Origin of the sequence: Neorhizobium sp. T25_27 (assembly GCF_002968565.1) — a bacterium.
GTDB lineage: Bacteria > Pseudomonadota > Alphaproteobacteria > Rhizobiales > Rhizobiaceae > Neorhizobium > Neorhizobium tomejilense.
In genome coordinates this window covers 112256-136366 of the sequence record NZ_PVBJ01000008.1, presented here as the reverse complement: position 1 = coordinate 136366, position 24111 = coordinate 112256, and the positions used below count along the sequence as shown (strand labels likewise).

Sequence of the window (24111 nt, the reverse complement as noted above, 5' to 3'; positions counted from 1 at the left end):
TCAGGCGGCTGGCGAGCCGGTCAGCGCCTCGGTCGTCACCAGATTGACGTCGGCCTCGGCGAACTGGGCATTGTAGCGGCGGATGATGGCGGCGGCGCTCTCCTGCGGCTGATCGAGCGTGCTGTGGGCGTCGGAAACCACCGTCACCTTCAGCCCGGCCGCGATCGCCCCCTGCACCGTGCCGGCGACGCAGAAATCCGTCTGGGCGCCGAGGATCACCACTTCCGGCGCACCCTGGTTCTCGATCCAGGCGCCGAGTTCCGGATTGCTGAACGAGTCCCGGACGGTCTTCGAGAAGGTCGGCTCGTCGTCCCGCTGGCCGAGCGCCGGCCAGACGGGCCAGCCGGGCTCTCCCGGCGCCAGCGGATCGCCCTCCGGCCCGTCATGGCGCACGAAGGCGATCGCCCGGCCTTCGCGCCGCGCCCAGTCGATCACCTTTCGGGCGCGCTCGGTCAGCAGATCCGCCTCGTGCAGGGGCGGCTCGACAAGGCCGTCGAACATATTGGTCTGCAGGTCGATGATGATGACCGGCGCTTTTTCCGCGGATGTGCTGGACATGGGGTTGCCTCCATTGAAGACAGGGAAATTGCCGGATTCCCTCCGGATTTCAACCCATATCTTCGCGCTGAGGGCGCGATCGCTCGAGGATAAGGTCAACCGCCGGTCAGCCTGGAAGGGCAATCCGGGAACTTCGGCGCGGAAAACAATCCTACCTTAGCAGCCCTTGGCCGCCGTCCACATAGATCGGGGTGCCCGTCACATGCCGGGAGCGGTTGGAGGCGAGGAAGGCGATGACTTCGGCGACGTCCTCGCTTTTTCCCGGCCGGCCGTCGCTGATCGGGACCTGGCCCTCCGGCCATTCCACCGGGATTGCGGTTTCCTGCGCGTGGCGGAGCTTGGTGTTGTCGCCGATATTGGTTTCGATCTCGCCGGGGCAGACGGCGTTGACGCGGATGTGGTGCTTGCCGAGTTCCAGCGCCAACTGCTGCACCATCGCCACTTGCGCGGCTTTCGTGGCGGTATAGGCGGTGGCGCCGGGTGTCGTGAAGGTGCGGTTGCCGTTGATCGAGGAGACGACGATGATCGAGCCGGCGCCCTGTGCCTTCAGATGCGGCACGGTGAGATGCAGCGTCAGATAGGTGCCGCGCAGGTTGACGGCGATCGTCCTGTCGAACTCTTCCGGCTTCAGGTCGTCGATCGGCGCCCAGACGCCGTTGATGCCGGCATTGGCGACGACGATGTCGAGCCGCCCGAATTTTCCGGCAAGCTGATCGATCGCTGCGCGCATCCGGCTCTCGTCGGAAACGTCGGCTTCGAGCACCAGCGCTTCTCCGCCGGCCTTCTCGATCTCTCGGGCAGTCTTTTCGATCTCGGTTCTCGTATGGCCGAGCAGGGCGACCTTTGCGCCTTCCGCAGCAAGTTTCATCGCCGCCGCCTTGCCGATGCCCGAACCTGCCCCGGTTACCAGAGCCACCTGATTCTTGAGTTCCATGAGCCCATCCTGTCGTCGGATCGCGGCTTCTGCCGCGCAAAAACGAACGGCAAGGGATGGCGCAAGGTTCCCGGGATCAGGATGGATATCGCTCGTCGAGGATGCGCAGGCCTTCCGCGAATTTCGAACCGTCGCCGCCCATCTGGCGCATCTGGGCAAGATTATCGGTGAGGTCGGCGCGCTTCACGGGCCGGGCAAGCGGGTTTTCGATCGAGCGGCGGACGAAGGCGAAATATTCCTCGCCGTCGCGTTTGCTCATCGCGTCCACGGCATCGACGACCGCTTTTGAAAAGCCTTCTTCGCGCAGCCGCTCGAACGTCCAGCCAGGGCCTTTCTCGACCACATCATGCAGCCAGGCGATCTGTTTTTCGTCCTCGCCGGCCACGTTTTCGGCGACGCGCCTGACATGGTCGATGAACGGGCCGCCGGTTTTCGACGACTGTCCTTGATGGGCCTGCGTCGCGATGACGATCGCCTTGTCGATCAGTTCCGACATTTGTCTGTCTCCCGTCCGCTGGGCGGCTCTACAGGGTCCGCGCCCGACGACAATGCGTCAATTGCGATCTTCTTCGAACTGAGGGACGGGAAGCGGGCTCAGCCAGTTCTCCCGCCGCTTCACCCATATTTCGTAGACCGGCTCGAGATCGGTCGGCGCCATGTCGAGCGATCCGACGCGGATCTCGATCTCGTCGCCGTCGCTCTCGTTGAAGACGCGCGAGCCGCATTCGGGGCAGAAGCCGCGGCCATGGAAATACTTGACCTCGCCTTTGCTTTCAAAGCCATGCCGCGGCCAGATGCCGAACGTGACGAAGCTCGAGCCACTTTCCTTGCGGCAATCGGCGCAATGGCAAAGCCCGATCCTGACCGGCGCATCCTTCACCGAATACCGCACGCTTCCGCAAAGGCAGCTTCCAGACCGGATGATCATACTCGCTCCTCCTTCTTCCTCGCCCGGAAATGCAGTTAGGGCAGGGGAGGATGAAGGGAAGAGATCAGGCGGGTTCAGGTGCAGGGTCGATGGCGCTGACGACACGCGAGACGATTTCGTTCATGGTCGCCTCGTCCAGCGTCTCGATATATTGCGCGGTTTTCTGCTGGATGCGGGCGGGAATGTCGAAGCTGCGGACCTGGTTGCAAACGGCGATGCCGGTCGTGTCATGGCCGGAAATCGCCACAGCAAGACCGACATCGCGGATAAAAGCCCCACCGGTGGTGATGGGCACCGTCATGCTGACGCCCAGCCTGTTGATCTCGATCGGCGTGATGACGACGAAACGATGCCGGTTCTTCATTTCCCGGCCGGCGACGGGGTTTGGGTCGATCCAGTAGACATCGCCGCGCCTCGGCACGTTGCTGCGGATCATCAGATCTCGTGCCCTATCGGATCGCCTTCCTGAGCATCGGCGACCGCGGCATTCAACGTCGCCATGGCCTCGCTCCCCTTCAGCAATTCGCTGAGGGTGTAGCGCTTGCGGCCGCTCTCGACAGGACGGGCGATCAACTCACCATTGGCGACGTCGAGCGTCAGTTGATCGCCGACTTCGGTATGCATCAGCTTCAACAGGGCCGGCGGGATGGTAATCACCGCAGCACCGCCTTGGCGTCGGATTTTGGTGGTGACCGGCATGGTTTGCTCCTGAAAGTGCTACATATGTAGCATGTTCTTGCGCGGCAGCAAGGTCGAAGTGGGTTTACGCGCGTCGCTGGGCCACTCGATGGCGGCTCGGGATGCCAGATGGAACAGAATGGCTCAGCCGGCGTTCGAAGCGAGCATTCAGATGGATCGTCGCCATGCGCTCATTTCTCGCCTCTGCCGCGTTTATCGCCTCCGCTTTTTCGCCAAGCTCGGCTCTGGCGGCCGAGGGGGATTTCCTGAAAACGCTTGCCGGCAACTGGAGCGGCAAGGGCACGGTTCTGACCCGCATCGGGGCAAGTCCTATCAATGTCACCTGCAGCTTCACTTCGACGGCCGGGGCGACTACCCTTTCGATGCAGGGAACCTGCCGCGGCCTGCTGGTCATCCGGCGCAGCATATCGGCCGACCTGCAGGCTTCGGAAGACGGTTATAGCGGCACCTATCTCGGACCGTCCGGCCAGCCTTCGGTGCTTTCCGGCAACCGCCGCGGCAATGCGATCAATCTCGGCGTCCGCTGGGCGAGGGTGATTAACGGGGATCGGGTTGCCAACATGACGATCGAGAAGATCGGCGACGACCGCCTCAGGCTTCAAACGATCGACAAGGATCTTTCGAGCGGCAAACCGGTGGTGACCAGTCGCATCGACCTCAGCCGGTGATCATCCGACGTCGGCGGTTTCGTTTATTCCACCTGGCCAAGCTTGCCGGGGTTCATGATGCCCTTCGGATCGATCGCCGCCTTGATGGCGTTCATCATGTCGACGGCGTCGCCGTGTTCGCGGCGGAGATATTTCAGCTTGGAAATGCCGATCCCGTGCTCGCCGCTGAACGTGCCGCCCATGTCCATGGCGCGCTGGTAGAGCCGTTCGGCGAGGCGTTCCGCTTCGGCCAGTTCTTCGGGGATTTCCGGCTTGATCAGGTAACCGACATGGAAATTGCCGTCGCCGACATGGCCGATGATCTTGCCCATGACGAAGGAATTATCGATATCCTCGCGGGCGGCAAGCACCGCTTCGGCAAGCCGCGAGATCGGCACGCAGACATCTGTCGTAAACGCCTTGCAGCCGGGACGCAGCGTCTGGTTGGAATAGATCGTCTCGTGGCGCGCCTTCCACAACCGTTCGCGGTCCTCGGTGCGGGTCGACCATTCGAAGTCCGAGCCGCCGAACTCGTCGGCGATTTCGCGCACCGTGTTCGACTGTTCCTCCACCCAGCGCGGGCTGCCATGGAATTCCAGGAACAGGGTCGGCGCCAGTTTCAGGGTCAGGCCCGCATGCCGGTTGGCGGCTTCGACCGCCACTTCGTCGAGGAATTCGATCCGGGCGACCGGGATGCCGCTCTGGATGGTCGCGACGACGGCTTCCACCGCGCCACGCATCGTCTCGAAGGCGCAGACGGCAGAGGCGATGGTTTCCGGGATCGGATGCAGCCTGACGGTCACCTCGGTGATGACGCCGAGCGTTCCTTCGGCACCGACATAGAGCTTGGTCAGGTCGTAGCCGGTGGAAGACTTCTTCGTCCGCCGGCCGGTGGTGATGATTTTTCCTTGCGGGGTGACGACGCGCAGCGCCAACACGTTTTCGCGCATCGTGCCGTAGCGCACGGCCGTGGTGCCGGAGGCCCGGGTCGAGGCCATGCCGCCAAGCGAGGCGTCGGCGCCGGGGTCGATGGGGAAGAACAGGCCGGTATCGCGGATATGGGCGTTGAGCTGCTTGCGGGTGACGCCGGCCTCCACCTGCATGTCGAAGTCCTCGTGGTTGACCGCGACAATCTTGTTCATGCGGGTGAGGTCGAGCGAGATCCCGCCCTTCAGCGGGATCGTATGCCCTTCCATCGACGAGCCGGCCGCGAACGGCGTCACCGGTATGCCCGCCTCGAAACAGGCCGAGACGACGCGGGCCACCTCCTCTTCGTTCTCGGCATAGACCACCGCATCCGGTAGCCTTGTCGGCTGCCGGGACATGTCGTGGCCGTGGTGCTCGCGCACCGCTTCCGTGGTCGAAAGCCGGTCGCCGAAGTGCAACTTCAGAGTGTCGATGGTGGATTGCAGGGAGGTCATTTTTTCTCACCCGTCAGCATGCGGTGGTAACGCGAACGGGCAATTTCCTGAGTCGTGATGAATTCGAGGAGAACCGGCACGCCCTTTTGCGTCTGCTCAATGCCACGCTTGATCGCCGGAATGATCTGATCCGGCTCGGTGACGCGTTCGCCGTAACCGCCGAGAGCGCGGGCAAAAGCGGCGTAGTCGCCGGAAATGTCGGTCGAGCGGTATTTCTCGGTCGAGACCTTCATGATCGGCAGTTCCATCGCCATCGAGAAATTGTTGAGCAGGATGGACAGGATCGGCAGGCGCTCGCGCACCGCGGTTTCGAAATCCATGCCGGTAAAACCGATCGCCGCATCGCCCCAGACGTTGATGCAGAGCTTGTCCGGATGCATCAGCTTGGCGCCCATGGCGAGGCCCAGGCCATAACCGAGCTGGGTCGTCTTGCCCCAGCCGATATAGGTGAGCGGCTTTACCGACTTCCAGAACGGCGAAAGCTGGTCGCGCGGGCTGCCGGCGTCATGGGTGATGATGGTGTTTTCGATATCGACCGTGTGCTGCAGGTCCCAGAGCACGCGATAGGGCGACAGCGGCTTGCTGTCGGAGGTGAGCTTCGGCATCCATTCGGAAAGCCATTCCTCCTGCACCTTGGCGATCTCGGCGGCGATTTCCGCATGGTCGCGCGGAGAAACCTTGCGGGCTTCGAGCTCGGCAAGCACCGCGTCGAGCGTCAGTGCCGCATCGCCGACCAGTGCCACCTTGGCTTCGATGTCCTTGTTGACGTGGTCGGGATCGAGCGTCGCGTGGATGACCGTCTTGTCGAGCGGCATCTGCACGCCGAAGGCGGTTTCGGTGAAGGAGCAGCCGATGCCGAAGATCAGGTCGGATGTGTCGAGGAAATGGCGCAGGGTCTTCGAGATCGCCGCCCCGCCGGCGCCGACCGACAGCGGGTGGGTTTCCGGAAACGCGCTCTTGCCTTCGAGGCTGGTGGAAACCGGGATCGCTAGCAGTTCGGCCAGCTGTTTCAGCTGTGGCCAGGCCTGTGCGTAATGAATGCCCTGGCCGGCATAAAGGATCGGCCGTTTGGCGGCGAGCAGCAGGTCGACGGCGTCGCGCACCGCGATCGGGTCCGGCCCGTAGCGGGTGGAAAGAACCGGCCGGTAGTTCAGCGGTTCCGGCACCTCGTCCTGCCACATGTCGTTCGGGATCTCGACCAGAACCGGACCGCCGCGGCCATTGCGCAATTTGGAGAAAGCGCGTCGAAAAATGTTCGGGATCTCGGCGGCCGAGGTGATCGGCTCGGCGGACTTGGTGATGTCGCGCATCGAGCGGGTCGCATTGTAGTTCGGATCGACATGCGCGACGCGGCGCTCATAGCCCATCGGCAGGACCAGCAGCGGCACGGATTCGGAATAGGCCTGGGCGATGCCGCCATAGGCATTTTCGGTGCCCGGCCCAAGCTGCATGGCGAAGACGCCGATCGTCTTGCCGGACGAGAGGCGCGACATGGCGTCGGCCATATGCAGGCCGTGGCGCTCCTGGCGCACGATGATCGGGCGGATATCGCCCATGGCCGCGTGTTCGAGAACGTGGTTCACGGGGTAACCGCAGATGACCTCGATCCCCTCGCGCTTCAGGATTTCCACGATGGCGTCGGCAACTTTCATGGCTTTCTCCTCCCCGGAGACATGGTCGATTAGAGGTGCGGTTGGAAATCCTGTGCAGTCCAGGCGCCGGGATGGCGCACGGGCGCGCGGCGAGCCTGGTCGGTATTCAAAAGCCCGCTCTGGCCGAGCGTGATGCGATATTCCTCGATGAAGGCCTGCGCCATATGGGCGGCGCCATGGTCTCCGAGTGCGGCAAGGCCGAGCATGAAGGCGCGGCCGGCAAACGACGAATGGGCGCCGCAGGCAATTGCGCGTGCCATGTCGACGCCGGAGACGACGCCGCTGTCGAACAGGACCGTACCACGGGCGCCCACGGTGCGGGCGATTTCCGGCAGGACGTCGATCGTCGCGGGCGCTGCATCGAACTGGCGGCCGCCGTGGTTGGAGACGACCACGCCGTTCAGGCCGAGTTCGAGCGCCTTTTCCGCATCCGCCGGGTGCATGACGCCCTTGACCATCATCGGTCCGGTCCACCTGTCACGCAGGCGGGCGATCTGCTCCCAGGGGAAGCCGCCGCCGATATGCTTCTGCACGAAGGCGGACGTGGTGACGCGGTCCGGCGCGCCGGCGAAACCAGCCATGTTGGCGAAAGTCGGCATGCCCTTGCGGCGGATCGCATCCAACCAGAAGGGAGCCATCGCCGCCGCGATCATTGTCTTCGGCGTCAGCTTGAAGGGCATGGTGAGGCCATTGCGAAGATCGCGCGGGCGCTTGGCGCGCACCGGCACGTCCAGCGTCGCGACCAGAACCTTGGCGCCGGCGATGCGGGCGCGATCAGCCATTTCCAAGCTGTATTGGTGGTTGTTCGGTGCCATCGGATAGAGCTGGAACCAGGTGACATCTGGCGCCCATTCCACGACCTTTTCGATGGTCGCGCAGGCCAGCGTGCCGACCATGTAAGGGATGTTGTGGGCCTGGGCGGCCTTCGCGAACTGTTCGGTGGCGCCTGGCCACATCATTCCGTCGAAGCCGATCGGCGAGATGCCGATCGGGGCGGCATAACGATGGCCGAAGAGCTCGACCGAGGTATCGATCTTGGACACGTCCAGCCCGTAGCGCGGCACCACTTCGACCGCCTGCAGCGCTGTCCGGTTTCGGTTGAGGCCGGTTTCATCGCCGGCGCCGCCCTGCAGAAACTCGTAGGCGAAACGCGGAATACGCCATTTCGCCCGTTTTTCGAGATCGCCGACCATCGGATAACGCCGGCGGAGTTCCTCCAGCGTTTCCGTCGTCCTTGCGTCGTTCCCGGCTCCCCCCATGACCGACGCCTCCTAGTATGAAACCATGACTTCGATCATGGCCTGCTGGCCACTCCTGGTCGCGGCCAGTGCCCGCTGCAGCGCCGCCGGAAGGTCGGCGCCGGTCTCGACGCGTTCGGCATGGGCGCCGTGGGCGCGGGCGACGGCGGCGTAATCCGGGGCCGGATCGAGCGCGGTGATCGGCATGGTGTTGGCGGTCGCAGCACTTCCGTCCGGATACATGTAGAGCGTCGAGCGGCGCACGGCGTTCCAGATGCCGTTGTTGAAGACGACCGTCAGCAGCGGCAGTTTCAGCGCAGTCGCCGTCTGGTGGCAGGCGACGGGATTGGCGAACATGTAGGACCCGTCGCCGATCGTGGCGATCACCTGCCGGCTGCGGTCTCCAAGCTGGGCGCCGAGCGCTGCCGTGAGGCCGAAGCCGAGACCGCCGGACAGCGGGGTCGAGAAGTAGGATTTCGGATATTTGAAACTCATCACCGACGGGTCGATGCCGAGTTCGTTCACGACGGTCGTCCTGTCGTCCAGGATATCGGAGATGCAGCGGCTGACATAGGCCGGTGTCATCGGCGAACCGTTGCCCATGGCGGCGCGCTTGTCGGCCGCCTCGGCCTGGGCCGCCTTGATCTTCGCCCACTTTTCGCGGCGCTCGGAGAAGGTTTCCGATGCAGGCACGCGCTCGGCCATCGCAGCGGCAAGCGCTGCGATTGTCTTGTTGACGCCGCCCGCAAGCGCGATGTCGATCGGGAAACTGCGGATCGGTACGCGGCTATGCTGCGGGTCGGGGCCGATGGCGATGACCTTGGCGCCTTCGGCTATGTCCGTATGGTCGGAAATCCACGGCACCGCGGCATTGATCACGACCACGACGTCGGCTTCCTTCAGGACCTGGGTGGAGTCGCGGCCAATCATCATCGGATGGTCGCTCGGCAGTGCCAGGCGGGTTGCCCACATCTCGATTGTCGGCAGCGCGAACTTCTCGACGAAGCCGGCGAGCGGCTCGAAATCGGGAGCGAGCTCCGGGCTCTGGGTGATGATCAGCGGTTTTTTTGCCTTGGCGAGCAGGTCGGCAGCCTGGGCGACCAATTCCGGGTCGGCCGGACCGTAGGTGGTCGGGGTGACCGTCGAGCGGTGGCTGATCTCGACTTCCGCACCTTCGGCCAGCGCCTCGCGCGGCAGGCTCAGATAGACGGGGCCACGCGGCTCGCTCATGGCGATGCTCATGGCGCGGTCGATGACGATGCCCGCCTGTTCCGGATACCGCAGTTCATAGTCCCATTTGACCACTTCGCGGACCATGCCGCCCTGGTCGAACATTTCCTGGCCCCAGTGGATCGGCGAGGAACGCGAGCCGAAGCGGCCATGTTCGGTGATCGGCGTGCGGCCGGAGAACATCATCACAGGCACGTTTTCCGACCGGGCGTTGATCAGGCCCATGACCGAGTTGGCAAGCCCGACATTGACGTGGACGATGACGCCGGCCGGTTTTGACGTCATCAGGTAATAGCCATGCGCCATGCCGACTGCGACACCCTCATGCGGGATGACCAGGGCTTCCGGCATTTTCAGGCCGGTTTCGGACTGGCGGGCAAAGGCCTCGATGATCGACGGAAAGTCGGTGCCGCCATTGGCGAACAGGACATCGATGCCGGCGGCCTTCATGTGGGTCAGGACAGCTTCGGCGGCGAAGGTGCCGGTCGGTTTTTCGTGTTTCATGCTGCAATCCTTGTGGAAATTCTTGAAAACCCGCCGGGAACTCGTCCTCAGGTGATGCTGATCGTCTTGGTAACCATGTAGGCATCGACGCCCTCGATCCCGACTTCGGAACCGTGGCCGCTCGCTTTCACCCCGCCGAACGGCGTTTCCGGCATGGAAATGTTGAAGGAATTGATGCCGACCATGCCCGCTTCCAGCGCGTCGGAAAGTTTTGCGATGGTCTTGTGCGAATTCGAGAAGGCATAGGCCGCAAGGCCGTAGGGCAGTTCATTCGCCTTGGTGATAGCATCGTCGAAATCCGAGAAGCGGTTGAGCACGGCGACCGGGCCGAATGGCTCCTCGCTCATGATCCGCGCATCGCCCGGCACGTCGGCGAGAACGGTCGGGGCATAGAAAAAGCCTTCGTTGTTGGTGCGATGGCCGCCGGCGAGCAGCCTGGCGCCCTTGGCGGTGGCATCCTGCACCAGCGCCTCGATTGCGTCGCGGCGGCGGCCGTGGACCAGCGGTCCCATGCCGGTCGCCGGATCGAGGCCGTCGCCGACCGTGATCTTCGCGGCACGCTCGGCAAAGCCGGCGCAGAAGGCGTCATAGGACTTGTCCTGCACGTAGAAGCGGGTCGGTGAAACGCAGACCTGGCCGCCGTTGCGATATTTGCGCTGTACCGACATGTCGAGCGCCGCGGTCTGGTCGGCATCGTCGAAGACGAGCACCGGCGCATGGCCGCCGAGCTCCATCGTGGTGCGCTTCAGGCTTTCCGAGGCAAGCCGGATGAGGTGCTGACCGACCGGGACCGAGCCGGTAAACGAGATCTTGCGGATGATCGGCGAGGCGAGCAGGTGGCGCGAGATGAAGTCGGGCACGCCGTAGACGACCGCGATGACGCCGGCTGGAACGCCCGCATCGATAAGGCACTGGGCGACGGCCGCGGCAGACGCCGGTGCCTCTTCGCCGGGCTTGTAGATCATCGTGCAGCCGGCAGCGAGCGCCGAGCCCATCTTGCGGGCGGCATTGCCGACCGGGAAATTCCACGCCGAAAAACCAGCGGTCGGGCCGACCGGTTCCTTGACCACCTGAAAGCGGGTTTCGCCGATGCGGCCGGGAATGACGCGGCCATAGGTGCGGCGGCCTTCCTCGGCGAACCACTCCATTTCTTCCGTGGCGAAATGGGTTTCCAGCCGCGCTTCGGCGATCGGCTTGCCCATTTCGAGCGTCGCGAGTGTGGCGATCTCCTCCTGCCGGTCGTGCATCAACTGGGCTGCGCGCTTCAGGATGCGGCCGCGTTCGCGCGGGCTGGTCGCACGCCATAGCGAAAAGGCTCGGCTTGCGGCTTCGAGCGCCCGGTCGAGATCCTGGGCAGTCGCATGCGGTACCACGCCGATGGCCTTTTCGGTGGCCGGGTTGATCAGCGGCTGCGTCTTGCGGTCGCCATTCTCCAGCCAGACGCCGTCGATCAGGAGACGCGCGGATTGGTAGCCGTCGGACGAACGGGCTGGATTGGTCGCGATGTTCATGGTCGTCTCCTCCGATTTCATGAGACGAGTGCGTTTGGCATTCGTCAATTTCGGGCTTTTCTCGAACCCGGCTTCCTCGTCCACTTCAAGGGGATAAAGCAGGGAGCCTGATATTGTCAATTCCGACGTTCACGTCGGCTCAAATAGCCACCGTACCGCCGTCGATCGGGATTACCGCGCCGGTCATGAAACTCGATGCCTTCGATGCCAAAAGCAGGGCGAGGCCCATGATCTCGTCGGTCTCGGCGATGCGACCGAGCGGCACGGTATCGGCGAAGGCCTTTTCCACCTCCGGCTCGCGGATGCGGCCGCCGGCGATATTGGTGCGGAACGGGCCCGGCGCAATGCCGTTGACGAGCACGTTATAGGGCGCCAGCTCCCAGGAGGCCTGCTTGACGAGGTTGACGACGGCGCCTTTGCTGGACGCATAGGCGTAACCGGTCATCGGATCGCCCCGCATGCCGGCGATCGAGGCGATCGCGACGATGCGGCCTTGCCTCTGCTTCTTCATATGCTTTGCAGCGGACTGGATAGCGACGAAGGTCGCGGTGAGGTTCACGTCCACCACCCGGTTCCACAGCTCGTCGCTGACATTTTCGATCGCACCCGCCTCGGTGCGGGAATTCGGCCCGCCGCTGATGCCGGCATTGGCAACGAGGATATCGAGGTGTCCGTGCTTTTGCGCAATGCCGTCGATCGTGTTGCGCAGGCTTGCGCTGTCGGAGACGTCGACCTGATGGCTCTCGGTAGAAAAGCCCTGGCCGTTCAGCCATCGATAGGCGGCGGCAAGCGCCTCGGCGTCGAGATCGATGAGCGCCACATGGGCACCGTTGGCGGCAAGCGTCTTGGTGATGGCGAGCCCCAGGCCGCTCGCGGCGCCCGTCACAATCGCCACCTGGCCTTTGAGATCAAACAGTTTTTCGGCCTGCATTTTTGTCCTCCCTAAGTCTCCTCGCTCTTGCCCGGAGCGCCCCCTCACCCTGCCTCCGCTTCGCTCGGCCACCCTCTTCCCGAAGGGAGAGGGGGTGCGGCCGCGGTGCGGCATATCTCTTCCCCAGCGGGAAGAAGGTGCCGGCAGGCGGATGAGGGGATCTTCGAGCAACCGTCCCGCGGCTCAACCCACCCTGCCAACCTTGTATGCAATTTCCAAAGATGCAAGTTAGAAATTTGCTATTATCAATCAAAATTTGACAGAGTCATATTGACGCTCTCCGAAAGGTTATACAGATTGCCGCCATTCGCGGGTGCCGAGGAGCGCCTGCCTTAACGGTTGTCAGGTCCCGGGGAGGGTGAAACACCGATGAGCTTTACCGAAAGCTTTGAAACCGTCACCGGCACGAAGATCCGGCTCATGCGGAAAGGTACCGGTTCGCCGCTGCTCTTCCTGCATGGCGCGAGCGGCGCCTCGCGCTGGCTGCCCTTCATGGACAAGCTCTCCGAAACCCATGAGGTGATCGTGCCGGAACATCCGGGTTTCGGCGCCTCCGACAGTCCCGAATGGCTGGACAACATTTCCGACCTCGCCTTCTTTTATCTGGACGTCCTCGACCATCTCGGCCTTGAGAAGGTCAACCTCGTCGGCACGTCGATCGGCGGATGGCTGGCGGCCGAGATCGCCATCCGCAATGCGACGAAACTCGGCACCCTGACCGTCGTGGCGCCGGCCGGCATCCGGGTGAAGGGCGTGCGCAAGGGCGACGTCTTCATGTGGAACCCGGAGGAGACCGCCCGCAACCTCTTCCACGACCAGGCGTTTGCCGAAGCAATGCTGGCGGCCCCACCGCCGTCGAAGGAAGGGATGGAAATCCTTCTCAGGAACAAGCTGACCACGGCCAAGCTCGCCTGGGAGCCGCGTTTTCTCAACCCGGACCTCCACAAGTGGCTGCATCGCGTGTCGGTGCCGACGCTGATCGTCTGGGGCGACGACGACAAGGCAATGCCGGTCGGTTACGCACCGGCCTGGCGCGACCTCATTCCCAATTCGCGGCTCGAGATCATCGAGAACTGCGGGCATCTGCCGCAGATCGAAAAGGCCGACCGTTTCGTCGAACTGGTCAATGGCTTCATCGGGGAGGTTACGCGATGAAATTCTACTTCATGCACCTGATGCCCTATGCGGATCTCGATCTGTCCTATGACGAGAAGCACAATTCCGCCTGGGTCACCCTGCCGAACACCTATTACGACCCGAAAAAGGGCCACCAGCTCTACAACCGTTATCTGGACGAGCTCGAATATGCCGACCAGCTCGGTTTCGACGGCATCTGCGTCAACGAACACCATTCGAACGCCTATGGCCTGATGCCGATCCCCGGCGTCATGGCCGGCGCGCTCGCCCGCCGCACCAAGAACGTCAAGATTGCCATTCTCGGCCGGGCGCTGCCGCTCCTCAACAACCCGCTGACCGTGGCGGAAGAATTCGCGATGGTCGACAACATTACCGGCGGCCGCCTGATCGCCGGCATGGTGCGCGGCATCGGTGCCGAATACCACTCCTGGGGCGTCAACCCGGCCTTTTCCCACGAGCGGTTCCAGGAGGCGCATGACCTGATCCTGCAGGCCTGGACGCAACCGGGTCCGAGCGTCTTCGAAGGCAAACATTACAATTTCGAATACGTGAACGTCTGGCCGCGGGTCTACCAGGACAATCCGCATCCGCCGATCTGGATCCCGAGCCAGGGTTCCAGCGAAACGATCGAATGGGCCGCCCATCCGGACCGCAAATACACCTATCTCCAGACCTTCGCCTCGGTCTCGACCGTGGCGCGCTACATGAAGATGTATAAGGACGTTGCGGCCGGTTACGGCTACGAGGCGACCGAGGACCAGCTCGGCTGGTCACTGCCGCTTTATGTGGCCGAGACCGACGAGATCGCCCGCAGGGAGGCCAAGGATCATATCGAGGCCTTCCTGCAGAAATTCCTGCGCATGCCGATGGAGATGCTGCTGCCGCCGGGCTACACCTCGGTGAAGTCCATGGTCGGGGCGATGTCGGCCAAGGCCGGCCATTCGATGAAGCAGACGATCGACAGCGTCATCGAAGAGGGCAAGTTCATCTGCGGCAGCCCGGCGACGGTGCGCGAGAAGCTGGAAGAATACCAGGCCCAGATCGGCTTCGGCCATCTGCTGACGCTTCTCCAGTTCGGTACCCTGCCGGCCGAGCTAACCCGCAAGAACATGGAGATCTACTCCAAGGAGGTCATGCCGTATCTGCGCAATGTGACCGCCAGGCGGGTGGCCTGACGAGGGGGTGCCAATTTGATGATTTTGATAAGCCCATGAAGCCTTTGGGCGTAGTCATATCACCCAAGGTTCATCTTGATGTGCAGTCGCGATTGTCGTCATTTGAGGCGCAGGACCGCACAATTGTCACCCCCCAGTCGCTGCGGTCTTAGCGGCCGGCGCCCCAAAAGCCGGCCGCTCCCCTCGGGGCTATACCCCTTGTGCTAGGTCTTTTGGACGAATTGAGGACTTTTCAGTCCGGAGTACAATGGCATTCTCCTAAGTCGAGCGTAGAAGAGGTTACGTCTTAGGAGAGGCCCGCGCAGGGGGAAAAGGCGCGGGCCTTTTTATTTGTGGAGCACAGCATCAAAAAGGTGATGCTATTTACAAAATTTCATGCATGTTCGCCGCGGGCTGGGGCGAGACATGAATCCAAAAAACAACGATGGGTGCTCGGATAATCTTCCGATCGGAGACGATTATTCAGAGTTTACCGATGGCGAACTCGAAGAGCTCGCTTTTGTGCTGATCCAGGCACTGACAATTCCGCCGCTATCGGTCTGTTGCAGGTCGGGTGCTGCGGAGCCTGCCCCACAACTGCCATCGGAATGAATTCACCATCGTCAGCATGGCCTCGGTGACCCGATTCTTCCACCGGCAGGCGATAGTCCGGTATTTTCCCCGCAACGTCTGTGTTAGGAGGCGTCCCAGACGAGACGATGAGATAGGCCGATGCTTCCCTGGATCCAGCTTGACCGCGCAACCATTCCCGGCGAGGGCGGCGAACTGCGCCTGAAGCAGCGCGGGGCGGAATTTTCGATCATGCTCGGCTCGACCGAGCTGATGAACAGCCGGCTGAGCGGTTCGGAAGAGGCGCTGGCGACGCTCTCCTGCGAGCGGATTGCCGGCCGGAAAAATACCCACATGCTGATCGGCGGCCTCGGCATGGGGTTTACCCTGAGGGCGGCCCTGGGAGCCCTGCCGGACGATACCAGGGTGACCGTCGCGGAACTGGTTCCGGCCGTGGTCGACTGGGCGCGCGGGCCGATGGCGGAATTTCACAAGGGCACGCTCGACGATCCGCGTGTCGATATTCATGTCGGTGATGTCGGGGCGCTGATCCGGTCGCGCAACGCCGCTTACGATGCCATCCTGCTCGACGTCGACAACGGGCCCGACGGCCTGACGCGGGCTTCCAACGACAGCCTCTATAACCACGCCGGGCTTCGGGCCGCCAAGGCTGCGCTGCGCGACAACGGTGTCCTGGCCGTCTGGTCGTCGGCGCCAGACGCCGGCTTTACCCGTCGGCTGCGGGATGTCGGATTTGCCACCGAGGAAATCTTTGTGCGCGCCAACGGCAAGCGCGGCGGCCGCCACGTCCTGTGGATGGCCACCAACCGCTAGCAGATCAGCAATGGCCGGCCCGCGGGAGCCTCAACGAAAGCGGGGCTCGCGTCTCATTTCGCCCCGTCTTCATGCTCCAGCGAGCCCGAAGCGGTCGGCAAAAGCGAGAAGAGATGAGCGTTCATCGCCGCCTGCGCCCATTCCGGGTTGCGGGCTTTCAGTGCCGCGAGGATTTCCCGGTGCTGGGCGTGGGTGCGGCGCGTGCGCACCTCGACCGGCTCCGAATAGCGGTTGAAGATCGACGCCGGCAGTTCCAGCGAGGAGGCGAGGATCTTTTCAAGCCGCGGGCTTTCGGCGGCAGCGGCGATCACCGCGTGGAATTCCCCATTGAGCTTGTCGAACCCTTCAAGATGTTCGTTCCAGCCGAGTTCCTCGAACTGGGTCTCCATCAACCGTTCCAGCTCCTGCAGCCGCTGCAGGTCGGCTTCCGAAATGCGGGTGGCGGCACGACTGGTCGCGTGACCTTCGAGAATGGCACGCAGCCGAAAGATCTCGACCGCGTCGTCGAGCGAAAAATCCGCGACGATCCCCCGCCGGTAGCGTTCCAGCACCACCAGGCCCTCGGCGTTCAGCCGGTTCAAAGCCTCTCGGATCGGCGTGCGGGAAACGCCGATCGCGACGGCAAGCTGGTTTTCGAGCAGCTTGTCGCCGGAGCGCATCTCGCCGGTGAGGATCAGGTGCCGGATGCGGTGATAGGCGGTTTCGACGGCGCTCTGCGTCGCCCCGTCCTTGGCTCCGTCTCTGGTTGTCTCGTTCGTCAAGCCGCCACCTGTTCCTTCTTCATGATGGAGGAGACTACGACAAACCATCCGCCGAGGCCAATCGACAAAAAGTGTATACCAGTTGAGGGGCCATGGCTTAATGAAGGCATAAAATCCTTGACTTTCATTTTAAAGGTATACAAACTCTCCTTAAGGCGCCTGATAAGGCAATCGGCTTCGGCCGAAGGAGGAGACCCCATGACGCAGACCCGCAAACCCTTTATCGTCGGTATCGGCGGGACCCAGCGCCCCGGCTCGAGCTCCGAGCTCGCGCTACGCTACTGTCTCCTGGCTGCCGAAAAGGCGGGCGCGGAAATCGACCTCATCTGCGGAGCAGAACTCGAGCTGCCGCTCTTCGACCCGGGCGTGACGCACCGCACTCCGGCCGCCCTTCGCCTGCTCCAGTCGCTTCGCCGTGCCGACGGCATCATCATAGCAACGCCGAGCTATCACGGCGGTATGTCCGGCACGATCAAGAACGCCATCGACTATACGGAAGACATGCGAGGAGACGTGCGCTCCTATTTCGACGGCCGCGCGGTCGGCTGCATCGTCTGTGCCGCCGGCGACCAGGCGCTGGGCGCAACGCTGATCGGCCTGCGCTCGGTCGTGCATGCGCTACGCGGCTGGCCGACCCCTTACGCGGCGACCATCAAATCCAACGAGAAACCTTTCGTCGATGGCAAGCCGGCTCGCCGCGAGGTTGCCCAGCCACTCGAAATCGTCGCTTCGCAGGTCGTCAGCTTTGCCGAAATGGTGATGGCCAGCCGCGTCGACGACGTCGCGCCGCGCCTCGTCGCCAGCAACTGATCCAGTTTCAATCCTCGTCGTCGGATCCGTCTTGCCTTCATCCGGCGACGGTCCCAGCGGAGCTTTCCATGAAGTTCAACTTCTTCCACCTGATGCCTTATCCCGATTACGACAAGCTGCCGCATGAATGGCCGGTCAGCACGCACGGGATCGACAGCACCCGCATCCAGGCGCTCTACAACGAATATATCGACGAGATGGTCGATGCGGAGAACTACGGTTTCGACTGGGTGGGCTGCAACGAGCACCATTTCAGCCCATACGGCCTGATGTCGAACCCGAACCTGATCGCCGGCGCGCTTGCCCGCCAGACCAGCAAGGCGAAGATCGCCATTGTCGGCAACCTCCTGCCGCTCCTGAACCCGGTCCGCGTCGCCGAAGAATATGCGATGATCGATGTAATGTCGGGCGGTCGCCTGATCGCCGGCTTCCTGCGCGGCATCCCGCACGAATACATTGCCTACAACATCCCGCCGAGCGAATCCCGCAGCCGGCTGCGTGAAGCCACCGAGCTGATCATCAAGTGCTGGACCGAGGACGAGCCCTTCGGCTGGGAAGGCGAGCATTATCAGTTTCCGGCCATCTCGATCTGGCCGAAGCCAATCCAGAAGCCGCATCCGCGTATCCTGATGTCCGCCAGCAACGCGGAATCGGCCGAGTTCGTCGCCAAGATGCGCGCCATCATGGGCATCACGCTGATCCAGGACCTGTCGATCGCCAAGGCCGCCGTCGAGAATTTCAAGAAGACCGCCCGCTCCTACGGCTGGGAGCCGACGCCGGACGATATCCTGGTCGGCCAGCAGATCTGCATCGCCGACACCGACGAGGAGGCGAGGCACCACATGGCGGCCGCTCAGACCTATTTCCACCAGACGCTGATGCGGCCGCAGCGCTCCGCCCAGCAGCTCGTGCTCGGACAGAGCCGCTACTACACCGAGGCCGATGCCGGCGAAAACTTCCAGAAGCGCCTCGCAACGCTGCGCGGCCGTACGGTGGAAGAACAGATCGAAGCCGGTTCGATCATCTGCGGCAGCCCTCAATCGGTCATCAAGCAGATCAAGCGCCTGCGCCAGGAACTGGATTGCGGCCTGCTGAACCTGACGATCAAGGTCGGCAACATGCCGGGCAGCGTCGTTCGCCGCGGCATGGAACTGTTCCGCGACCGCGTCGCCCCCGAAGTGGCTGGCCTGTAAGAGGAGTTTGACCCATGAGCTTTGAATTGAAGACGATCGAGCTTTCCCGCGGCAGGCTCTCCTATCATGTCGGCGGCACGGGGCAGCCGGTTGTCTACCTGCATGCCGCCGGCGGCGTGATGCTGACCGAGCCGCTGAAGGCTCTGACCGCAAACCACACGGTCTATGCGCCGATCTGCCCGGGCTTCGACGGCACCGAGGGCAACGAAAGCCTGAAGACGGTGCGGGACTGGGTGGCCATGGTCGCCGAGTTCGCCGAAAAGCTGGTCGGCCCGCGGTTCGACGTGATCGGCTCGTCCTTCGGCAGCTGGTCGGCCTTGTGGCTTGCCGCCGAGCACCCGAAAATGGTCGACCACCTGATCCTCGGCGTGCCGGCCGGATTCCGCTTCGAGGGCAAGGGCGGTTTGCCCGCCGATCCGGACGCGCGGTTCAAGGCGCTCTACGCCCATCCGCAGAAGATCAGGTCGACGCCGAAATCGCCTGATGTCATGGCCGCCAACGGCCGCACCTACGAGCGCCTCGCCAATAACATTCAGGTCGACGAGGCACTGAGTGCCCGCCTGCCGTCGATCGAGGCGGTGACGCTGATCCTGCTCGGTACCGAAGACAAGGTCGTGCCGGCGGAGGCCGGCGCACACCTGAAGCGCAATATCCCGACCTCGCAGCGTGCCTTCATCTTCGACGCCGCCCATTCGATCGAGGTCGACCAGCCGGAGCGCACGTTGCGGCTGTGGACCGACTTCCTGAAGCGCGGCCCCGGCTACGTGCTCAACCAGGGGCCGGAAGCCGCCTGACGCCATTCCCTTCCCAGGGAGCCTTGGCCCAGACCTCGGTCTGGGCCTTTTTTTCTTGCGAGGCTCTGCACTTTCCTCATTCCGGTCGGCGCTCGGCCGTCGTCGAAGGCGAGAGCTTTTCCAGGCCAATTTCCGAAGCTACAATTTTTCAACATTGACGGATATGATATGTCTATTATGAATTGATTTGCGTTTCGCTTCAGGAAGGCCCAAGAGCCGGATGCGGAATGCCATCGTCCGGGATATGTGGGACGATGTGAATGGGAGGAATGGCATGATCGGTGAAGACGTCAGGCGCAAGGAAGATAACCGGTTGATCACCGGCAAAGGCCAGTATGCCGACGACCTCAAATTCGAGAACACGGCCTATGCCGCCTTCGTGCGCTCGCCGCATGCGCATGCGATCATCCGCAGCATCGACACGTCCGCCGCCCGCGACATGCCTGGCGTGCTCGCCGTCCTGACCGGCGAGGATATTGTCGCCGCTGGCATCGCGCCGATCCCGCATGCGATCGGCAGTTCGCAATTCGGCTCCGACATCCGCATCAAGAACTATGACGGCACAGAGCGCGCCCGCACCCAGCATCAGGCGCTGCCGACCGACAGGGCTCGTTTCGTCGGCGAGGCGGTCGCCATGGTGATCGCCGAGAGCACCAATCTCGCCAAGGATGCGGCTGAGGCAATCGAGATCGACTGGGAGGAGCTGCCCGCGGTCGTGCGCGGCGTCGACGCGCTGGAAGAAGGTGCGCCGCAGCTCTGGGACCACGTGCCGGGCAACAAGGCGATGGATGGCGAAGTCGGCGACAGGGCCGGCACTGAGGAGGCTTTCGCCAAGGCCGTTCATGTCTTGGAATTCACCAGTTGGGCGCAACGCGTCACCGGTGTGCACATGGAGCCGCGTTCCTCCGCCGCCGAATACGACCCGGAGACCGGCAAATTCACCATCCACGCCTCCGGCGGCCATGGCGTCGTGATGATGCGCGAGCAGATCGCGGCGTCTCTCGGCGTCGACATGGCCTTCGTGCGGGTCGTGGCGCCCCGCGATGTCGGCGGCAATTTCGGCACCCGCAACGCCACCTATCCGGAATTCGTGCTGCTGCCCTATGCCGCCAAGCTCACCGGCCGGCCGGTCAAACACCAGGCGGAACGCATCGAGGCCTTCCTGTCGGATTTCCAGGGCCGCGACCTGCATGTGAAGGCCAGGCTGGCGCTCGACGAAAACGGCAAATTCCTCGCCTTTCACTCCGTCAATACCAGCAATATCGGCGCCCATACGGTGTCCTACACGCCCCTCAACAAGGGCATCCAGCTGATGACCAGCCTTTATCGGGTGCCGGTCGCGCATGTGGAATTCCGCGCGGCGATGTCGAATACCGTGCCGACCATCCCCTACCGCAGCGCCGGCCGCCCCGAAGCCATGTACATCATCGAGCGGATGATCGACCTTGCCGCCCGCAAGTTCGGTTTCGACCGGGTGGAGCTGCGCCGCATCAACATGATCCCGGAGGAGGCCTCTCCCTATTCCAACCCGATGGGCGTCATCTATGACAATGGCGACTATATCGGCTGCATGGACAAGGTGCTCGACATGGCCGACTGGAAGGGTTTCGAGGCGCGTCGCGCTGAAGCCCGCAAGCGCGGCATGTATCGCGGCATCGGCCTTTCCAATTATATCGAGGGCACCAGCGGCGTGCCGCGCGAGCGCGCCGAGATCACCATCGACCCGACCGCCGGCATCGTCGACGTCGTGATCGGCACCCAGAACACCGGGCAGGGGCACGAGACGGCGTTCGCCCAGCTGGTCGGGTCCTTTCTCGGCGTTTCCCACGAGGTCGTGCAGATCCGCGCCAGCGATACGGATTTCGTCTCGGCCGGCGGCGGCACGCATTCCGGCCGCTCGCTGCGTTTCGCGAGCATCGTCATGCACAAGGCGACTGCCGAGATCATCGAGCGCGGCCGCAAGATCGCGGCGTTCATGCTGAACGTCGCGCCGGAAGAAATCGACTTCACCGACGGCCATTTTCGCGCCCGCGGATCGAACGGCGTCGTTAGTCTGTTCGAGGCGGCGCAGGCTGCGGAAAACGATCTCGGCCTGCCGGACGAGCTGCGGGGAACGCTTGCGGCGATTTCCGACGAGACCACCCATGGGCTTGCCTACCCCTATGGCGCGGCGGTCTGCGAAATCGAGATCGATCCGGAAACCGGGTTCTTCCATATTCCGCGTTATTCGACCGTCGATGACGTCGGCAAGGCGCTGAACCCGATGATCGTCGATGGCCAGACCCATGGCGGCATCGTCCAGGGTGTCGGCCAGGCACTGTTCGAATGGTCGCATTACGACCAGGAGACCGGCCAGAACCTGTCGGCTACCTTCATGGACTATCAGGTGGCGCGTGCTTCCGATTTCCCGAGCTTCGACACCCATATCAGCGAAGTGCCGGCCAAAAGCCATCCGCTCGGTTTCCGTCCGGGCGGCGAGGGTGGTACGACACCGTCGCTCGGCGTGACGATCAACTCCATCACCGATGCGCTCGCCGATCTCGGCGTGACCCATATCGAAATGCCGGCAACGCCCTCCCGTATCTGGGAAGCGATCCGGGCGGCAAAAGCCAAACAAGAAGCCTGAGGAGAAAGCATTGTCCGACGTCCTGATCAATACCCGGGGGAACGTCCTCGAGATCACCCTCAACCGTCCCGACAAGGGCAATGCGCTGACGCCCGAGATGGCGCAGGCCATCACCGCTGCATTGAAGTCGCTGTCGCCGGAAACCCGCGTCGTGCTGATGAATGCCAAGGGCGGCGATTTCTGCACCGGGCGCAGCGCCGCCATGCCTGCCGCGGGTTCTCGCGCCACCGCGCTCGACCTGCGCACCGTGATCTCCGATCCGGTCCTCGGTTTCTATGAAGTGCTGCGCGAAATCCCGGTTCCGTTCATCACCGCCATCCGCGGCAGGGCAGCCGGCGTCGGCTGCGCCGTCGCGGCTCTCGCGGACGTGGCGATCGCCGCCGAAAGCGCCACCTTCCAGGTGCCCGAAATGAACCACGACATCGCTCCGACGCTGGTGCTCAATGCGCTCGCCGACCGGGTTTCCCGCGCCACGCTCGCCCGCATGGTCTTTACCCGCGATGTGATCCCCGCGACGGAGGCAAAAATGCTTGGCATCGTCGGCATCACCGTTGCCGACGCCGGTATCGACGCGGAAGTGGAACGCGTCGTCGGCCAGCTCGAGAAGAACTCGGTGCCGACCGTGCGCGGCATCAAGGCTTTCCTCTCGATGAGCCCGGAAACCTCCTTCGCCTCCCGCAAGGAACTGGCGGCGCTGATCAACTGCGTGGCGACGGCGGAGAAGTTCCGCTGAGATAGATCCGCAGCCAGGATCCCCCTTCATCCACATACCGCCATGCCTCGGGGAGTTAAGCCTTCTGATCGGCCGTCTAGTCCTAATGCTTCATTGACGGGGTGCGGCCTCGGCGTAGGATCGCTTTGGGGTAAAACACATTGGGCTGGGGCCGGCGTATCTTTGGAGGGTGCCATGCAGGAACCTGATATGCAGAAACTCGATGCACTTGTCGGTCGGCTGGTGGGCGATCTCGGCGCTGGCGTGTCCGGCGTTCTGGTCGTGCTTGGCGACCATCTCGGCCTGTTCCGGGCGATGATGGACGGACGGCTGCGATCCTCGATGGAGATCGCGGAAACGACGGGGCTGACCGAACGCAATGTGCGTGAATGGCTCGCCGCCATGGCTGCGGCCGACTACATCACGTTTGATGAAAACTCGAACAAGTTCGGCATGACGCCCGAGCAGGCGATGGTTTTTTCCAATGAGGACAGCCCTGCCTTTTTCGGAGGCGCTTTCGAAATCGTCCAGTCGATGTGGATGGACGAGCCGAAGGTGGAGGAAGCCTTTCGCACCGGCCGCGGGCTCGGCTGGCATGAACACAGCACCTGCCTCTTCCGGGGCACCGAGCGCTTCTTCCGGCCCGGCTACAACACTCATCTGGTCGACGAATGGATCCCGGCGCTTCAAGGCGTCAGGGAAAAGCTGGAACGCGGGGCGGAGGTCGCCGACGTCGGCTGTGGCCACGGCGCTTCGACGATCCTCATGGCCAAGGCCTTTCCGAAGTCGCATTTTCACGGGTTTGACTACCATGCCCCTTCCATTGAGCGGGCGAAGCGCGCAGCGCAGGAGGCTGGCGTCGGCGACCGGGTGACGTTCAGTCAGGCTTCGGCGAAGGAGTTTCCAGGGGGCAACTACGACCTCGTCGCCATGTTCGACTGCCTGCACGATATGGGCGATCCGGTCGGAGCGGGCCGTCATATCCGCGAGACGATGGCGAAGGGTGGCACCTGGATGATCGTCGAACCTTTCGCGCATGACGGCCTGAAGGACAACCTCAACCCGGTCGGGCGCGTTTATTACGGCGCCTCGACGATGATCTGCACCCCCGCCTCTATGGCACAGGAGGTAGGTCTTGGCCTCGGAGCCCAGGCTGGGGAGATGAAGCTTCGCAAGGTGGCGCTCGACGCCGGCTATTCGCACTTCCGACGGGCGAGCGAAACTCCATTCAACATGATCTTCGAGGTGCGGGCCTGACCTGCTTTGG

Annotated in this window: 23 protein-coding genes; 10 read left to right on the top strand and 13 right to left on the bottom strand. The window is 63.2% G+C overall.

Features of this window, described 5'->3' with window-relative positions:
- The 6 genes from C5J24_RS21445 to C5J24_RS21420 all read right to left on the bottom strand — a co-directional run bounded on the left by C5J24_RS21445 (window position 1) and on the right by C5J24_RS21420 (window position 3119).
- Entirely contained in the window at window positions 1-558 is a 558-nt protein-coding gene (locus tag C5J24_RS21445; RefSeq protein ID WP_105403920.1) for an isochorismatase family protein, read from the bottom strand.
- A 151-nt stretch (window positions 559-709) separates the two neighbouring features.
- The gene (locus C5J24_RS21440) at window positions 710-1492 is read right to left on the bottom strand and encodes an SDR family NAD(P)-dependent oxidoreductase (protein ID WP_105420796.1); all 783 of its coding nucleotides are present in this window, start codon (window positions 1490-1492) and stop codon (window positions 710-712) included.
- 76 nt (window positions 1493-1568) lie between these two features.
- Complete coding sequence (locus tag C5J24_RS21435; protein WP_105403922.1) at window positions 1569-1988, bottom strand: HD domain-containing protein; 420 nt, start codon at window positions 1986-1988, stop codon at window positions 1569-1571.
- A 57-nt stretch (window positions 1989-2045) separates the two neighbouring features.
- The gene (locus tag C5J24_RS21430) at window positions 2046-2420 is read right to left on the bottom strand and encodes a GFA family protein (RefSeq protein ID WP_105403923.1); all 375 of its coding nucleotides are present in this window, start codon (window positions 2418-2420) and stop codon (window positions 2046-2048) included.
- Between the two features lie 64 nt (window positions 2421-2484).
- On the bottom strand, window positions 2485-2856 hold the full coding sequence (locus C5J24_RS21425; protein WP_172724091.1) for a type II toxin-antitoxin system PemK/MazF family toxin: 372 nt from the start codon (window positions 2854-2856) through the stop codon (window positions 2485-2487).
- Window positions 2856-3119, bottom strand: a complete 264-nt coding sequence (locus C5J24_RS21420) for an AbrB/MazE/SpoVT family DNA-binding domain-containing protein (protein WP_105403925.1) — start codon at window positions 3117-3119, stop codon at window positions 2856-2858. Before C5J24_RS21420 ends, C5J24_RS21425 begins: the two co-directional genes overlap by 1 nt.
- Window positions 3120-3283: 164 nt before the next feature.
- On the opposite strand from C5J24_RS21420, the gene C5J24_RS21415 reads away from it, so the two are divergent.
- Window positions 3284-3787 carry a hypothetical protein gene (locus C5J24_RS21415; protein ID WP_105421044.1) on the top strand — a complete coding sequence of 168 codons (504 nt, stop codon included), beginning with the start codon at window positions 3284-3286 and terminating at the stop codon, window positions 3785-3787.
- A 23-nt stretch (window positions 3788-3810) separates the two neighbouring features.
- Here the strand turns inward: C5J24_RS21415 and C5J24_RS21410 are convergent, their stop codons facing one another.
- The 6 genes from C5J24_RS21410 to C5J24_RS21385 form a co-directional block, all read right to left on the bottom strand.
- Window positions 3811-5187 carry an FAD-binding oxidoreductase gene (locus C5J24_RS21410; protein ID WP_105420794.1) on the bottom strand — a complete coding sequence of 459 codons (1377 nt, stop codon included), beginning with the start codon at window positions 5185-5187 and terminating at the stop codon, window positions 3811-3813.
- Complete coding sequence (locus C5J24_RS21405; protein WP_256427192.1) at window positions 5184-6869, bottom strand: thiamine pyrophosphate-requiring protein; 1686 nt, start codon at window positions 6867-6869, stop codon at window positions 5184-5186. Before C5J24_RS21405 ends, C5J24_RS21410 begins: the two co-directional genes overlap by 4 nt.
- Window positions 6869-8098 carry an alpha-hydroxy acid oxidase gene (locus tag C5J24_RS21400; protein ID WP_105420790.1) on the bottom strand — a complete coding sequence of 410 codons (1230 nt, stop codon included), beginning with the start codon at window positions 8096-8098 and terminating at the stop codon, window positions 6869-6871. Before C5J24_RS21400 ends, C5J24_RS21405 begins: the two co-directional genes overlap by 1 nt.
- 12 nt (window positions 8099-8110) lie before the next feature.
- Window positions 8111-9811: a thiamine pyrophosphate-requiring protein gene (locus C5J24_RS21395; protein WP_105420788.1), complete on the bottom strand. Its 1701-nt coding sequence runs from the start codon at window positions 9809-9811 to the stop codon at window positions 8111-8113.
- A gap of 47 nt (window positions 9812-9858) precedes the next feature.
- Window positions 9859-11322 carry an NAD-dependent succinate-semialdehyde dehydrogenase gene (locus C5J24_RS21390; RefSeq protein ID WP_105420786.1) on the bottom strand — a complete coding sequence of 488 codons (1464 nt, stop codon included), beginning with the start codon at window positions 11320-11322 and terminating at the stop codon, window positions 9859-9861.
- Between the two features lie 139 nt (window positions 11323-11461).
- Window positions 11462-12253: an SDR family NAD(P)-dependent oxidoreductase gene (locus C5J24_RS21385; RefSeq protein WP_105420784.1), complete on the bottom strand. Its 792-nt coding sequence runs from the start codon at window positions 12251-12253 to the stop codon at window positions 11462-11464.
- 369 nt (window positions 12254-12622) lie between these two features.
- On the opposite strand from C5J24_RS21385, the gene C5J24_RS21380 reads away from it, so the two are divergent.
- The 3 genes from C5J24_RS21380 (at window position 12623) to C5J24_RS21370 (ending at window position 15948) form a co-directional block, all read left to right on the top strand.
- A complete protein-coding gene (locus tag C5J24_RS21380; RefSeq protein WP_105420782.1) occupies window positions 12623-13408 on the top strand; it encodes an alpha/beta fold hydrolase in 786 nt (261 codons plus the stop codon).
- A complete protein-coding gene (locus C5J24_RS21375) occupies window positions 13405-14565 on the top strand; it encodes an LLM class flavin-dependent oxidoreductase (RefSeq protein WP_105420780.1) in 1161 nt (386 codons plus the stop codon). The genes C5J24_RS21380 and C5J24_RS21375 overlap by 4 nt, the downstream gene beginning before the upstream one ends.
- A gap of 711 nt (window positions 14566-15276) precedes the next feature.
- Window positions 15277-15948 carry a spermidine synthase gene (locus C5J24_RS21370; RefSeq protein ID WP_105420779.1) on the top strand — a complete coding sequence of 224 codons (672 nt, stop codon included), beginning with the start codon at window positions 15277-15279 and terminating at the stop codon, window positions 15946-15948.
- 53 nt (window positions 15949-16001) lie between these two features.
- Here C5J24_RS21370 and C5J24_RS21365 read toward each other — a convergent pair whose 3' ends face one another.
- A complete protein-coding gene (locus C5J24_RS21365) occupies window positions 16002-16709 on the bottom strand; it encodes a GntR family transcriptional regulator (RefSeq protein ID WP_105403935.1) in 708 nt (235 codons plus the stop codon).
- 198 nt (window positions 16710-16907) lie between these two features.
- On the opposite strand from C5J24_RS21365, the gene C5J24_RS21355 reads away from it, so the two are divergent.
- From C5J24_RS21355 to C5J24_RS21330, 6 genes are all read left to right on the top strand, one after another.
- Window positions 16908-17519 (top strand): NADPH-dependent FMN reductase, encoded by a 612-nt coding sequence (locus tag C5J24_RS21355; RefSeq protein ID WP_105420775.1) that lies wholly within the window; start codon window positions 16908-16910, stop codon window positions 17517-17519.
- A 68-nt stretch (window positions 17520-17587) separates the two neighbouring features.
- A complete protein-coding gene (locus C5J24_RS21350) occupies window positions 17588-18712 on the top strand; it encodes an LLM class flavin-dependent oxidoreductase (protein WP_105403938.1) in 1125 nt (374 codons plus the stop codon).
- A gap of 14 nt (window positions 18713-18726) precedes the next feature.
- On the top strand, window positions 18727-19506 hold the full coding sequence (locus tag C5J24_RS21345; protein WP_105403939.1) for an alpha/beta fold hydrolase: 780 nt from the start codon (window positions 18727-18729) through the stop codon (window positions 19504-19506).
- Between the two features lie 274 nt (window positions 19507-19780).
- Window positions 19781-22132, top strand: a complete 2352-nt coding sequence (locus tag C5J24_RS21340; RefSeq protein ID WP_105420773.1) for a xanthine dehydrogenase family protein molybdopterin-binding subunit — start codon at window positions 19781-19783, stop codon at window positions 22130-22132.
- Between the two features lie 10 nt (window positions 22133-22142).
- Complete coding sequence (locus tag C5J24_RS21335; RefSeq protein WP_172724090.1) at window positions 22143-22865, top strand: enoyl-CoA hydratase/isomerase family protein; 723 nt, start codon at window positions 22143-22145, stop codon at window positions 22863-22865.
- A gap of 174 nt (window positions 22866-23039) precedes the next feature.
- A complete protein-coding gene (locus C5J24_RS21330) occupies window positions 23040-24101 on the top strand; it encodes a class I SAM-dependent methyltransferase (RefSeq protein WP_105420768.1) in 1062 nt (353 codons plus the stop codon).
- The last annotated feature ends 10 nt before the right edge of the window (window positions 24102-24111 follow it).

Bases quoted from the DNA above. Each gene is read 5' to 3' on its own strand.
- C5J24_RS21435 (WP_105403922.1), bottom strand. From the start codon at position 1,988: ATGTCGGAACTGATCGACAAGGCGATCGTCATCGCGACGCAGGCCCAT.
- C5J24_RS21420 (WP_105403925.1), bottom strand. From the start codon at position 3,119: ATGCCGGTCACCACCAAAATCCGACGCCAAGGCGGTGCTGCGGTGATT.
- C5J24_RS21400 (WP_105420790.1), bottom strand. From the start codon at position 8,098: ATGGGGGGAGCCGGGAACGACGCAAGGACGACGGAAACGCTGGAGGAA.
- C5J24_RS21380 (WP_105420782.1), top strand. From the start codon at position 12,623: ATGAGCTTTACCGAAAGCTTTGAAACCGTCACCGGCACGAAGATCCGG.
- C5J24_RS21355 (WP_105420775.1), top strand. From the start codon at position 16,908: ATGACGCAGACCCGCAAACCCTTTATCGTCGGTATCGGCGGGACCCAG.
- C5J24_RS21445 (WP_105403920.1), bottom strand. From the start codon at position 558: ATGTCCAGCACATCCGCGGAAAAAGCGCCGGTCATCATCATCGACCTG.
- C5J24_RS21390 (WP_105420786.1), bottom strand. From the start codon at position 11,322: ATGAACATCGCGACCAATCCAGCCCGTTCGTCCGACGGCTACCAATCC.
- C5J24_RS21370 (WP_105420779.1), top strand. From the start codon at position 15,277: ATGCTTCCCTGGATCCAGCTTGACCGCGCAACCATTCCCGGCGAGGGC.
- C5J24_RS21340 (WP_105420773.1), top strand. From the start codon at position 19,781: ATGATCGGTGAAGACGTCAGGCGCAAGGAAGATAACCGGTTGATCACC.
- C5J24_RS21375 (WP_105420780.1), top strand. From the start codon at position 13,405: ATGAAATTCTACTTCATGCACCTGATGCCCTATGCGGATCTCGATCTG.
- C5J24_RS21385 (WP_105420784.1), bottom strand. From the start codon at position 12,253: ATGCAGGCCGAAAAACTGTTTGATCTCAAAGGCCAGGTGGCGATTGTG.
- C5J24_RS21395 (WP_105420788.1), bottom strand. From the start codon at position 9,811: ATGAAACACGAAAAACCGACCGGCACCTTCGCCGCCGAAGCTGTCCTG.
- C5J24_RS21415 (WP_105421044.1), top strand. From the start codon at position 3,284: ATGCGCTCATTTCTCGCCTCTGCCGCGTTTATCGCCTCCGCTTTTTCG.
- C5J24_RS21350 (WP_105403938.1), top strand. From the start codon at position 17,588: ATGAAGTTCAACTTCTTCCACCTGATGCCTTATCCCGATTACGACAAG.
- C5J24_RS21425 (WP_172724091.1), bottom strand. From the start codon at position 2,856: ATGATCCGCAGCAACGTGCCGAGGCGCGGCGATGTCTACTGGATCGAC.
- C5J24_RS21430 (WP_105403923.1), bottom strand. From the start codon at position 2,420: ATGATCATCCGGTCTGGAAGCTGCCTTTGCGGAAGCGTGCGGTATTCG.
- C5J24_RS21345 (WP_105403939.1), top strand. From the start codon at position 18,727: ATGAGCTTTGAATTGAAGACGATCGAGCTTTCCCGCGGCAGGCTCTCC.
- C5J24_RS21330 (WP_105420768.1), top strand. From the start codon at position 23,040: ATGCAGGAACCTGATATGCAGAAACTCGATGCACTTGTCGGTCGGCTG.
- C5J24_RS21410 (WP_105420794.1), bottom strand. From the start codon at position 5,187: ATGACCTCCCTGCAATCCACCATCGACACTCTGAAGTTGCACTTCGGC.
- C5J24_RS21440 (WP_105420796.1), bottom strand. From the start codon at position 1,492: ATGGAACTCAAGAATCAGGTGGCTCTGGTAACCGGGGCAGGTTCGGGC.